Below are 11358 nucleotides of genomic sequence, written 5' to 3'. Positions count from 1 at the left end.
CCAGGGTGGCTACGGCCAGGGCCAGGGTGGCTACGGCCAGGGCCAAGGCGGTTACGGCCAGGGTGGCTATGGAGCCCCTGCGCCTGGCTACGGACCGCCACCCGGCGGGTACGGCGCACCGCAGGGCTTCGGCAGTCCGGAAGGCTTCGGCAGTCCGGAAGGCTACGGCGCTCCTCCCGGCTACGGGGCCCCCGGGGGATACGGCGGCCCCGGCGGGTTCGGCCCGCCGCCGCCGTACGGTCGACCGATCCCGAACTACCTGTGGCAGTCGATCGTCGTGACCGTCCTGTGCTGTCTGCCCGCGGGCGTCGTGGCGATCGTGTTCGCGACCAAGGTCGACGGCCGCCGGCAGATCGGCGACATCAACGGGGCGTTCGCCGCCTCGAAGAAGGCGCGGATGTGGTGCATCATCGCGGTGCTCGCCGGTGTGGCGTCGTTCATCATCTTTTTCATCCTGGCCCTGGTCGGCGGTTTCGACAGCAGCTCGAGCACGTCGTACTCGACGCTCGGGCCGGCTGAGGTCTGAGGCACCCTGCGGTGTCCAGCCCGCCTGGTGGTGAGCGTCCAGATCGGTCCGACCCGGGGCCGCCCTCGGGGTGGGACCCGCACCCCGACTACCCCAGCTACCCCGGGCAGCAGGCGGGCGGCGGCGGCGCGGATCGGCCGATCCGGACCTACCTGTGGCAGTCGCTTGTCGCGACGCTGCTGTGCTGTCTGCCCACGGGGATCGTGGCGATCGTCTATGCCACGCAGGCGCAGACCCGGCTGCAGGCCGGCGATCTCCTGGGTGCCCGGCAGGCGTCGGGGCGGGCCAGGCGTTGGTGCATCGTCTCGCTCATCGCCTTCGCGGTGGTCCTGCTGGTCTACGTGGTCGCCATCGTGATCATCGTGGCGATCGCGTCGCGCAACGACTGACCCCGTCGCTCGTGCCGTTCGGGCTCGCGTGATCTCGCCCGTCGGCGCGCGGCGGGATGGGACGGCCGCCGCCGGTGACCACGCGGGATGCTCCCGGGCGGCCCACCAGACGGGCACCATGCCGGTGCGCATGCCGACTCGGGCGACCGGGTCGTGGGCCGCCATCCACAGGTGCCCGACGACTCCGAAGAACAGGCCGTACGCGAGCAGGTCGTGCACGAACGTGGTGCCGGTGCGGTAGCCGACCGGGATCGGGCCCAGCGGCCCGGCCCCCCATTGCATGATCACGCCGGTGCCCAGCATCACCAGGGCGCCTCCCGCCGCGAAGGCGGCGAACAGCTTCTGCCCGGCGTTGAACTTTCCGACACCGGCCGCGATCCGGGCCCGTGCGGCGGCCCGCTGCCACGAGCCGAACCGCAGGCTGGCGCGCAGCCAGGCGCGATCCGCCGCCGTGAACCGGTTGAGCGCACGCAGGTCGCGGCGGTGGCCGGCCGACGCGGCCGCAGCCAGCATCGGCACCGGCAGGGCGAGCCCGGTATAGAGGTGAATGGTCTCGACGAGCTGGCGGCGACCCACCAGCCGGGCCAGCTGCGGCAGGTAGAGCGTCGCGCCGGTGAGTAGGCAGCAGCCCATCAGGGCCGCCGTCGACCAGTGCACCCAGCGAGGCACCCGGCCGAACCGGCGTACCAGGCCCGGCCCAGACGCGATCCGCTCTGCCGCGGCTGTCGCGCCGGCATCTGGTGCCGGGGCGACGGCGGGCACGGGCGGTCCGGGCGGGTCGGCGGGCGACGGCGGCGGGTCAGACGGCTTCATCGGCCCGCCCGTTCGACCGGCCGACCCAGCCGTCGACGTCGTACCCCTGGTGCTCCCAGTAGCCCGGGGTGACCGCGTTGACGATCTCGATCTTGCCCAGCCATTTGATCGATTTGTAGCCGTACATCGGGGCGACGTACAGCCGGACGGGTCCGCCGTGGTCGTGCGTCACCGGCGCGCCGAGCATGGTCAGGGCGACCAGGATGTCCGGTCGGGTGGCCTGGGCGAGGGTGAGGCTCTCGGTGTAGAGGCCGTTGAAGGAACGGAAGGTCAGCGCGGTCCCGGCGGGCTGGACGCCGGCCGTCGCGAGCAGGTCGCGCAGCAGCACCCCCGACCAGTGCACCGCTCCGACCCGCCAGCCCGTCACGCACTGGAAGCCGCGTACCAGGGTCGTCTGCCGCATCTGGCGGAGGTCGGCCAGGGTCAGCGTCATCGGCCGGTCGACCAGGCCGTGCACGCGCAGCCGGTAGTCGGCCGGGCCGAGCCTGGGGACGCTGGAGGTCACCGTGTAGTAGCGGAAGCCCCCGACGGGCACGAGGTCGGACAGCCCCGTCGGGTCCTTTTCCCGGATCGGGGCGACCACCCGCTCGGCGGCGCGTTCCACCGGCGCCCCGAACGCGACTCCCGCGGCACCGAGGGTGATCATGCCGAGGGCGACCCGTCGCCCGACCGGCGTGCCATCGGATGCCACGCTGCTCAGTCAACACCGCCGTCGGTCCGTTCGGAGTGCCGGGCCGGGGAGCGACAGCATTCTGTAAGGACTCGCCGGCGCCGTCAGACCGGGCCGTCACGTCCCCCCGACGGCGGCCAGGACGCCGAGGATGACGACGCCGGCGGCGGTCGCGGCCAGGCACCAGGCGCGGCAGCGGCGCGAGGCCAGCCGCGCCCCGGCCAGGTCGCCCCGGGCGAGCCGGTCGGTGGTCCGCAGCGAGTACACTAGCCCGAACGCCCCGACCGGCGCGCACAGGACGGTCGCCACGATGGACAGGCCGAGGTGGTTGCAGACCCGCACAGCCCGGTGGCTGGGAGCCCGCCGCTGCGGCAGCCCATCCTTGCCCTCGGGCGGGACGCCGCTTTCGGCGCGGATGCCGCTCTCAGCCCGGATGTTGAAGTTGGTGCGTGTGCTGAAGGCAGCCCGCGTGCTGAAACCAGCAGTGGCGGTGGAGTTGGTGGGGGGCTGTAGTCGGTGGGGGTGGCGTGACCGGTATGGGTCGCGGGACCGGCGGGCTCCGTGCCGGCGGTGGACCCCGACCAGGTCGCCCGGCGATGGGGCTGGGTGCCCGGCCCCTGGAACCGGCTCGTCGGATAGCCGGTCGAGTAATGGTGACCGCTGGAGAAGAAGTGGTGGCCGGCGGTGTCGTCGCCGCCCGTGACCCCACAAGTGGCAGGCCGGGCAGGGCCGTCCGCGGGTGGCTGGGTGGCATGGAGGTCCCGGGCCGGTGAGGTGGGGCGGGTGTCCCTGGGCGGGCGGGTGGCCTGCGCGTCCCGGTGCGGGCGTCGTAGTCGTCGCGCCACTTGTCGAGCAGCTCGTGCGCGGTGATGATGAGCTGCATCGCGCGGATCGAGCCGGGATGGCGGCTGGCCGGGTTGTCGGGGTGGTGGGCGCGGACTCGGGCCCGGTAGGCGCGGCGGATCTCGGTGCGGTCGGCGGAGCGGTTCACGCCGAGGACGGCGTAGGCGTCGGTCCCGTCGAGCTCGCGGACGAGCCGGTCGAACGGGCTCACCCAGGGCTCCCCTGTCGTCGGCCGGGCGCATTATATGGTAATTATAGGCTTTTGTCGAGGCCGCCGCCCGCGCCCTGTCGCATTTGCGTGATCAGGCGGTGACGTCCCGGCGGGACAGGGTGACCGCCCCAAGCACGGCGGCCCCGACCGCGTAGCCCGCCCCGACCAGCAGTGCCGTCCCGTAGCCGGCCTCAGCGACGCCGCCCTGGCCGATCGCGTCGAACACGAGGCCGGGCAACACGCGGTTCGACCCACCCCACGACTCCTGGATGATGTGCTCGATCGGGAATGTCCAGGCGACCCCGACCGCCAGCGTGAGCGCCGTCGAGCGCAGCACAAGCCCGAGTACCGTGCCGGCCACGCCGAAGAAGGCCGCGGCGACCAGCGCGTTGAGGTAACCCGAGGCGAGATGCCCGAAGCCGTCGGTGCTCCACCAGGCGGACGTGTCGATCCCGCGGAGCGCAGCGACGGCGAGCCCAACCGCCACGCTGAGCACGAGTGCGGCGATCAGCGCGACGGCGACCAGGGCGAGCATCAGCGCCATCCGGCCGGCGAGCCAGCCCAGCCTGCGGGGTTCGCGCAGGAACAGCGTTCGCAACGTCCCCTGGCTGTACTCGAGGGTGATGGTGATCGCAAAAACGAGGAAGATCAGTAGGCCGGTGAAGCTGCTAACGCCGGTGAAACCGAGGGCCGTTCCGGCTGCCGTCGACACCTGCCCGGTGGTGACGTCGAAGCCCACCGGCCCGCCGGCGGTGGCCGCGCCGGATCCGCCGGCATCGGCCAGGCCAATGACCAGGACGGTCGACAGCACGCTGAGCAGGGCGAGGATGCCCATCGCCACCGCGGTGCTCGGCCGCCACAGCTTGATGAGCTCGGCGCGGAAGGAGCGCCGGGCCGCCAGGACGAGATTCATCGCGACATCTCCAGATCGGTCGTAACGTGCACGGAGGCCACGGCGGCGGCATCGGCGCGGGACTGCGCGACCAGGCTCTGGTAGCGGTCCTCCAGGCTGAGCCGGCGGGGCGAGATCTCGATGAGGGTGACGCTGCGGGCCGCGGCGGCCCGGTTGATGCCGGCGAGCAGACGAGCGTGTTCCCGGGAGTCCGCCGGTCCGACGCTCAGACTGGCGACCACGTCGTGGGGGCGGCGGACCGCCGGCACCGACAGGCCGGCGAGCAGGTCCGCGAGCAGCGCGACGTCCTCGTCGTGTTCCGGGCGCAGGACGATGTCATGGGCCCGGGTGGCCATCAGGCTGTCGGTCGGGCCCTGGTAAGCCAGCCGGCCCCCTTCGACGACGATCAGCCAGTCGCAGATCTGTTCCACCTCGGCGAGCAGGTGCGAGGAGACGAGCACGGTGCGGGTGCGCCGCGGCCCGCCGGGTACAGCGGCCGCGGAGCCCGGGGCCGCGGCCAGCGTGCGGATGAGCTCGCGCATGTGGCGGATGCCCGTGGGGTCCAGGCCGTTCGTCGGCTCGTCGAGGATCAGCAGGTCCGGGTCGGGGAGCAGGGCGACGCCGATGGCGAGCCGCTGCTTCATTCCCAGCGAGTAGGACCGGACCCGGTCGCCGCCGCGGCCGGTGAGACCGACCTCGTCGAGGATGTCGTCCACCCGGGCGGGATCCTGGCCGCCGAGGGCGGCGAGCGCGGTGAGGTTTCGGGCGCCGGACAGCGCCGGGTACAGCGCCGGGCTCTCGATCAGCGCGCCGACCCGCGGCAGGTAGGCGGCGGGCGCGTGTAGCGGCTGCCCGAGGACGGTGCCCCGTCCGCCGCTGGGGCGGACCAGGCCGAGCAGCATCCGCAGCGTCGTCGTCTTGCCGGCGCCGTTGGGTCCGACGAAGCCGGCGACGACGCCTTCGGGAACGGTGATGTCGAGCTCGCTGACCACGGTCCGCCGGCCATACCGTTTCGTCAGGCCGCGGATGTCGATGGCGTGGCGCGGGCCGGAGGTTGTCGTCATGCCGATCAGCCTGTCGGCCCGGACCGGTGCCGTCGTCCGTCGACGGGCGACACCGGCGTACGCAAATGGGCGTCGCCCGGCGGTGTTCCGGTACGCGCGGACGCGAGAGGTGTGGTGCGTGCCGGGTCCGAGCGTGCCTGGTCTGAACCTGTCTGGTCTGAACCTGTCTGGTCTGAACCTGTCTGGCCTGGTTGGCCAGGACGGCGAGCTTCACCATCACCCGGCTGACGTGGGTGCGGGCCGTCGCGGGGCTGATCACCAGCCGGGCGGCGATCTCGTCGTTGGATATCCCGTGGCCGACAAGGCTCATGACCTCGCGCTCACGCACGGTAAGCCCGCTCAGATCCGGGGCCGTGACCGCCGGCCGGCGAGCGAACGTCTCGATGACGAGCCTGGTCACCGTGGGAGAAAGCAGCGACTCGCCCGCCGCCACGACCCTGATCGCCCGCAGCAGGTCCGCGGGCTCGGTGTCCTTGAGGAGGAAGCCTGAGGCGCCGGCGCGCAGGGCCTCGAAGACGTACTCGTCCAATTCGAAGGTGGTGACCATGACGAATCTGGTCGTGGCCAGCTGTGGGTCCGCCACGATCGTCCGCAGCGCCGCCAGGCCGTCGACCACCGGCATCCGGATGTCGAGCAGCACCACATCCGGCCGGGTGGCTCGGACGATCTCGATCGCGGCCCGACCGTCCTCGGCCTCACCGACGAGGTCGAGATCGTCCTCGGTTTCGATGAGAACCCGCAGCCCGAGTCGGACCAACGGCTGGTCGTCGGCGATCACAACCCGAATCAAGCGCGCACCTCCGCCTGCTCGCGGCCGCCCACCGGCAGCGGCAGCTCGGCCCAGACCCGCCAGCCGCCGTCGGCCACCGGGCCGGCGGACAGGATGCCGCCCAGTTCCGCGGCGCGTTCACGCAACCCTGTCAGCCCCTGACCGCCTGGCCTCCCCCGGCCGGGGAGTGCGTCATCCTCCCGCGCCGATTCGCCTTCGCGGAACGGTCCGGACAGGTCGGGATGCTGGGAGGGTTCGGGCCAGCCGGCCCGGTCGGACGGCTGAGACGGATCGAGCCGGTCGGTGACGTCGAGGGTGAGCCGGCCTCCCGCCGTGGCCAGAGCCACTCGGACCCGAGTCCGGCCCGGCGGTGCGTGGCGCAGGACGTTCGTCAGCGACTCCTGGATGATCCGGTAGGCGGCCAGGTCGAGGGCGGCGGGTAGCCCGCCCAGCCGGTCGGTCTCGTCCTCGGCGACGGGCTCGATCGGAACGCCGCACAGCCGCACCTCGCGCAGCAGCGACGGCAGTCGGCCCAGCCCGGTCAGCGGCGGCGCGGGCAGCCGGCTCGCACCGGTCGCGACGAGGGGATCGATCGAGCCGACCCGGGTCGGCTCGCGCGGGCGGTCGGCGGCCGCGACGGCGCCGCCGCCAGATCGGGAGCCGTGACCGTGACCGTGACCGGGGCCGGGGCCGGGGCCGTGACCGTGACCGGGGCCGTGACTGGGGTCGGGGCCGGGGTCTGTGGCCTGCTGGCCAGCGCGGGTGAGGGTGAGGGTGGAACGCAGCTCGTCGAGTGCGTCGACGCTCGTGCGGCGGATCGCCTCCAACGCCACCTGGGCCTGCTCGGGCCGCCGGTCCAGCACATGCAGGGCCACCGCGGCCTGCAACGAGATGACGGACAGGCTGTGCCCGACCACGTCGTGCACCTCGCGCGCCATCCGCAGCCGTTCCTGCTCGATCCGGCGTCGGGTCGCCTCCTGGGCAGCCTGGGCGGCGGCGAAGCGGTTGAGTCGGATCAGCGCGCCGACGAGCGCCGGCACGCTGCACAGTGCGATCCCCCCGACCATCCCGAAGACCAGCCCCCAACCGCCGGTGGTGTAGCCGCGGGCGTGGCCCACGGCCGCCCCGGCCAGCAGGACGACGTTCGCGACCAGCACCGCCTGCCAGGATGTGCCCCGATCATGGCGCAGGCCGACGGACAGCGCTGCGACGATCAGCGGAACGACCGCCGGGCCGTGCGGGTAGCCGGCGGCGAAGAACAGGCCGAGCAGCAGGCTGGTCGCGAGCAGCATCACCAGCGGGGCCCGGCGGCGCAGCAGGACGGTCCCGGCGAGCAGGGTGAGCAGCACGAACGCCGGCGCGTCGAGGGCGCGGGCGGGTGGAACCTGGTCCTGGGCGGCACCGTTCGATCCGCCGATGACCACGGCGGCGGCGGCGACCAGAGCCGTGATGTCCCCCACGGCACGCAGGGGTCCCCTGCGGCATGCTCGTCGGCCGGGAGGCGGCGACGGGCGTGTGAGCGCCACCGCCCGCGCGGCCGCCGACCTGTCTTCCGTGCTCGTCATCGACGTCGACGGTAGCGAGCCGGTGGCGTCGTGACATCCGTTCGTAGGCGTATTCGGCGTACCTGTCGCGGCGTACCCGGCGCGGCGTACCTGTCTCGGCATGCCGACCACGCGCCGCCCGTCTTGTTACGCTCCCGACCGGATCCGGTGGATGCCGTCGGTGGGAGGCTGCATGCTCGTGTCGGGAACGCCACCGACGTTGCTGTCGCTGTGGTATCTGGCGGCCTGCCTGGCCGAGCGGGGCGATCAGCTGGAGTACCGGCACCCCCTGGTCGCGGTCCGCAACGCGAACAACCTGGTTGTCGGGGGGCTGGACGTGGTGCGGGGCGAGCCGGCGGCGTCGGCGGTCATCCGCGGGGATGGCTGGTGGTCGCGCGCCGTGCTCGGCACCGCCGCCGCGGGCCTTGCGCCGATCGAGGGCCGCGCCCTCACCGGGCTGTGGGCGACCTTCCAGGGCAAGGCGGGCACGATGGCGCTGCTGCCCCCCGCGTTGCGCTATGCCCGGATCGAGGCGGCGGCGGATCGGGCGGGCATCCCCGCCACTCTCGCCGGCAGGCTGCTGAGCTGGTCCGACGCGGTGGTGGAGCACTTCCGCCGGCAGTCGGTGATCGGATGATCATTGCCATTGAAGGCATCGACGGGGCGGGCAAGTACACGTTGACCCGCGGGCTCGTCGCCCGGCTCACCGACTCCGGGCGCAGTGTGGCGACCCTCGCCTATCCGCGGTACAACGCCGAGCCCCTCGGTCCGGCCGTGCGCGGCCTGCTCGGGGGCGACGCCCGCCTTGCCCCGCTGGCCACCGCGCCCCGGGCCACGGCGATGATGTTCGCGCTCGATCGGGCGGCGTCGCGGCCCGAGCTCGACGCCCTGGCCGGCGCCAATGATGTGGTCATCCTCGACCGGTACATCGCGTCGAACGCCGCCTACGGCGCGGCGCGGCTGCCGGCGGCCGAGCGTGCCGGCTTCCCCGCCTGGGTCGCCGACCTCGAGCTCGGCTCCCTGTCCCTGCCCGCTCCCGACCTGCAGGTGCTGCTGCGGGTCCCCGTCGACAAGGCGCGAGCGGGCGCGGCGGCGCGGGCCGGCGACGACCCGGACCGGCCGCTGGACGCCTTCGAGACCGACGGCGGACTGCAGGCGCGGTGCGCGCGGATGTACGAGGATCTGGCCGCCCGGAACTGGATCTCGCCCTGGCTGATCGTCGACCGGGACGGCGGAGTCGACGCCATCGACGGGTGGCTCGGCGCGCTTCTGCGGTGATTCCGCCGCGGCCTCGCGGCCCGGGCCGGCGGGTCAGCAGTCGACGAGGCAGCTCGGCAGGTCGATCGGTGGGATCTGCACGATGACGACGGGATCGGCGCTCGAGCTGCGGCCTGGTGGTGCGGGCGTCGGGGCGTGGTTCGGCCCGGACGTTGCCACCACAGTCATGGTCGGCGAGCCGGTGCCTGCGGTGCCCACGGTGCCTGCGGTGCCCACGGCGCTCGGACCGGCCCAGGCCGGGTGCGTCGTCGACGAGACCCGGACGGTGGCGGGTCGAGGTGGGGCGAGGATGACCCTGTGCCCGCCCGGTGGCGAGGTGGTGCCTCCGCCGGCCGCGACCGAAGCGGCGGCGGAGGGGCGGCTGGCAGGGAGCCGGCCGCGGAGGGGGGCGGTGGTGGTGCCGTCGGTGGCGGAGGAGGTCGGTTCCCTGGCGCCGACCGCGTCATCCGGCGCGGGGGCGCCGCGCGGCCCGATCAGGACCGCGACGGCCACCGCTGCGATGGCGACGATCCCCAGCCCCAGCTGCGGGATGCTGATCCCGCGGATGCTCCCTCGGTGCACGCTCAAGCGGGCTCCATCCGTCGACGGCGGCGACGGCCGGACCGTAGCACGTGCATCCCAGACCGGGACACTTACGGACAATGAGCCCGCGGCGTCGCCCGATGGCGCCCGATCAGACGGTGGTCAAGGTCTCCGCGCGCCGGGCCAACCGGGCCTGGGTCTGTTCGAACTTCGCCTGCTGCTGCGTGGCGGTCGCGTCGAGACCGGCGAGGAAGGTGGCGACCTCCTCGCGGGCCTGTTCGCCCGTGGCGTCCAGTCCCGTCAGGTCGAAGAAACGCCACTGGCGCAGGATCGGCGTCACCACGTCGTCATGGTGGATGCGCAGGTTGTAGATGCCGGCCCGAGCGATCTGGATGGACTTGCGGCCGAAGTCGCGGATGCCGACGCCGGGCATCTGGAAACCGAGGATCTCGTCGCGGATGGCTTCCACCGTCCGGGACGGGGCGATCTCCAGGGCGGCGGCGACCAGGTTCCGGTAGAAGATCATGTGCAGGTTCTCGTCCGCGGCGACGCGGGCCAGCAGCTTCTCGGCGACCGGCTCCGCGCAGAAGCGCCCCGTGTTGCGGTGGCTGACGCGGGTCGCCAGCTCCTGGAAGGACACGTAGGCCATCGACTGCAGCGGCGTGATGCCGGGCCGGTTGAACGCCCTGCCCATCTGGTACATGCGGTCACGTTCGAGGGCGACCGGGTCGACCGCCCGGGTGACCATCAGGTAGTCGCGCATCGCGATCGCGTGGCGGCCCTCCTCGGCCGTCCACCGGTGCACCCAGGTGCCCCAGGCACCATCCTGGGTGAAACGCTCCGCGATGACCCGGTGATAGCTCGGGAGATTGTCCTCCGTGAGCAGATTGACCTCGAAGGCGATCTGCGCCGCCTTCGACAGTGACGACTGGCCGGGCTCCCAGGGAACGGTGTCGAAATCCCGGCCCAGGCTCCAGGGGACGTAGTCGTGCGGCATCCACTCGGTGGCGATGCCGAGATGCCGGTTCACGTTCGCCTCGGCGACGGGCTCCAGCTCGTGCAGTAGCTCAGTGTCCGTGGGTGGTCTCATTGGCGAACTGTTCCAGAATTGGCGGGCGTCAACCATGTCCCACGGGTGTGGATTCTCGGCCGCCGGACTGTTCCGGCCGGTCAGTCCGCCTTCGCCACCAGGACTTTCGCCATCGGCCCGGGGCGTCCCGGCGGACGTATCAGGGGCTGTCCGGTGGTGCTGGCCGGCTCCCGGCGGGGGCCGGCGGGTCGGCGGCGTAGAGATGGGCGAGGGCGGCGGCCGCCCCGGCCAGGGCGGCGCGCAGCTCGGGAGGTTCGAGCACCTCGAGGTCGGGCCCGAGCGTGAGCAGTTCGCCCTGCGCGTGTCGGATGGACTCGATCGGCAGCCGCGCGCGGATCCAGCCATCTGGTTCCGGCGCGCTCGCACTGTTCCGGATTGCCCGGCTGACCGCCGGTGGCAACCGGAACGGCGCTATGGCCACCCCCGCCGGGGACAGGCGCACCGTCGCCGTCGCCCGGTAGACCTCGGCCTCGTAGCGGGCCGTCCACGTCGCCCAGTAGGTGGCGAGGTCGAAGTCGGGCGGCCGGTCGAAGCACTCCCCGGTCACCGTCAACGACAGGATCTTCCCGACCCGGTACACCCGCAGACCGGTGGGAATATCTTCCTCCTCGGCCTCCCCGCCGTCGCGACTTTCCCCGCCGCCGCGGGTCTCGCCCGCGTCCGGGGGCATGGTGGCCACCAGGTACCAGGAAGCTATTCCGAAACCGCCAGGTTGATCCTTTCGAAACTCGGGTGACGGTCAGCGAA

General features: G+C 72.8%; 13 protein-coding genes and 2 pseudogenes. 4 read left to right on the top strand and 11 right to left on the bottom strand.

The window, feature by feature from the left end:
- The coding region (locus tag G6R25_RS16760) for a CD225/dispanin family protein (protein ID WP_163553743.1) at positions 1 to 526 on the top strand (526 nt) is incomplete at its 5' end.
- 11 nt (positions 527 to 537) lie between these two features.
- Complete coding sequence (locus G6R25_RS16755) at positions 538 to 915, top strand: CD225/dispanin family protein (RefSeq protein ID WP_163553742.1); 378 nt, start codon at positions 538 to 540, stop codon at positions 913 to 915.
- Positions 916 to 1122: 207 nt separating this feature from the next.
- Here the strand turns inward: G6R25_RS16755 and G6R25_RS31725 are convergent.
- The 8 genes and pseudogenes from G6R25_RS31725 to G6R25_RS16715 all read right to left on the bottom strand — a co-directional run.
- Positions 1123 to 1548, bottom strand: a pseudogene (locus G6R25_RS31725) (formate dehydrogenase); the annotation flags it as partial.
- Between the two features lie 166 nt (positions 1549 to 1714).
- Complete coding sequence (locus G6R25_RS16745) at positions 1715 to 2374, bottom strand: molybdopterin-dependent oxidoreductase (RefSeq protein WP_163553745.1); 660 nt, start codon at positions 2372 to 2374, stop codon at positions 1715 to 1717.
- A gap of 141 nt (positions 2375 to 2515) precedes the next feature.
- Positions 2516 to 2740, bottom strand: a complete 225-nt coding sequence (locus tag G6R25_RS16740) for a CD225/dispanin family protein (protein ID WP_163553741.1) — start codon at positions 2738 to 2740, stop codon at positions 2516 to 2518.
- Positions 2741 to 2822: 82 nt separating this feature from the next.
- Positions 2823 to 3452, bottom strand: coding sequence for a J domain-containing protein (locus G6R25_RS16735; RefSeq protein ID WP_163553740.1), 630 nt, complete (start codon positions 3450 to 3452; stop codon positions 2823 to 2825).
- A gap of 91 nt (positions 3453 to 3543) precedes the next feature.
- On the bottom strand, positions 3544 to 4365 hold the full coding sequence (locus tag G6R25_RS16730; RefSeq protein ID WP_163553739.1) for an ABC transporter: 822 nt from the start codon (positions 4363 to 4365) through the stop codon (positions 3544 to 3546).
- A complete protein-coding gene (locus G6R25_RS16725) occupies positions 4362 to 5408 on the bottom strand; it encodes an ATP-binding cassette domain-containing protein (protein WP_205447179.1) in 1047 nt (348 codons plus the stop codon). Before G6R25_RS16725 ends, G6R25_RS16730 begins: the two co-directional genes overlap by 4 nt.
- A 184-nt stretch (positions 5409 to 5592) precedes the next feature.
- Positions 5593 to 6198: pseudogene (locus G6R25_RS16720) on the bottom strand (response regulator); the annotation flags it as partial.
- Positions 6195 to 7637 (bottom strand): sensor histidine kinase, encoded by a 1443-nt coding sequence (locus tag G6R25_RS16715; protein ID WP_163553738.1) that lies wholly within the window; start codon positions 7635 to 7637, stop codon positions 6195 to 6197. The pseudogene G6R25_RS16720 and the gene G6R25_RS16715, both read right to left, overlap by 4 nt.
- A 277-nt stretch (positions 7638 to 7914) precedes the next feature.
- Here G6R25_RS16715 and G6R25_RS16710 point away from each other — a divergent pair, with 277 nt between their 5' ends.
- A complete protein-coding gene (locus G6R25_RS16710) occupies positions 7915 to 8358 on the top strand; it encodes a hypothetical protein (protein WP_163553737.1) in 444 nt (147 codons plus the stop codon).
- Complete coding sequence (locus G6R25_RS16705; protein WP_163553736.1) at positions 8355 to 8999, top strand: dTMP kinase; 645 nt, start codon at positions 8355 to 8357, stop codon at positions 8997 to 8999. The genes G6R25_RS16710 and G6R25_RS16705 overlap by 4 nt, the downstream gene beginning before the upstream one ends.
- A 33-nt stretch (positions 9000 to 9032) precedes the next feature.
- On the opposite strand, the gene G6R25_RS16700 is transcribed toward G6R25_RS16705, so the two are convergent.
- From G6R25_RS16700 to G6R25_RS16690, 3 genes are all read right to left on the bottom strand, one after another.
- A complete protein-coding gene (locus G6R25_RS16700; RefSeq protein WP_235948759.1) occupies positions 9033 to 9560 on the bottom strand; it encodes a hypothetical protein in 528 nt (175 codons plus the stop codon).
- A 112-nt stretch (positions 9561 to 9672) separates the two neighbouring features.
- Entirely contained in the window at positions 9673 to 10611 is a 939-nt protein-coding gene (locus G6R25_RS16695; RefSeq protein WP_163553734.1) for an acyl-ACP desaturase, read from the bottom strand.
- A gap of 139 nt (positions 10612 to 10750) precedes the next feature.
- On the bottom strand, positions 10751 to 11281 hold the full coding sequence (locus G6R25_RS16690; RefSeq protein ID WP_235948755.1) for a WYL domain-containing protein: 531 nt from the start codon (positions 11279 to 11281) through the stop codon (positions 10751 to 10753).
- Positions 11282 to 11358 lie beyond the last annotated feature (77 nt).

The organism is Candidatus Frankia alpina (assembly GCF_902806485.1).
Taxonomy (GTDB): Bacteria; Actinomycetota; Actinomycetes; order Frankiales; family Frankiaceae; genus Frankia; species Frankia alpina.
Note: the sequence above shows the minus strand (reverse complement) of the source record. Positions and strands in the feature narration are given on the sequence as shown.

Bases quoted from the DNA above. Each gene is read 5' to 3' on its own strand.
- G6R25_RS16745 (WP_163553745.1), bottom strand. From the start codon at position 2,374: ATGATCACCCTCGGTGCCGCGGGAGTCGCGTTCGGGGCGCCGGTGGAA.
- G6R25_RS16725 (WP_205447179.1), bottom strand. From the start codon at position 5,408: ATGACGACAACCTCCGGCCCGCGCCACGCCATCGACATCCGCGGCCTG.
- G6R25_RS16690 (WP_235948755.1), bottom strand. From the start codon at position 11,281: ATGCCCCCGGACGCGGGCGAGACCCGCGGCGGCGGGGAAAGTCGCGAC.
- G6R25_RS16695 (WP_163553734.1), bottom strand. From the start codon at position 10,611: ATGAGACCACCCACGGACACTGAGCTACTGCACGAGCTGGAGCCCGTC.
- G6R25_RS16710 (WP_163553737.1), top strand. From the start codon at position 7,915: ATGCTCGTGTCGGGAACGCCACCGACGTTGCTGTCGCTGTGGTATCTG.
- G6R25_RS16730 (WP_163553739.1), bottom strand. From the start codon at position 4,365: ATGAATCTCGTCCTGGCGGCCCGGCGCTCCTTCCGCGCCGAGCTCATC.
- G6R25_RS16705 (WP_163553736.1), top strand. From the start codon at position 8,355: ATGATCATTGCCATTGAAGGCATCGACGGGGCGGGCAAGTACACGTTG.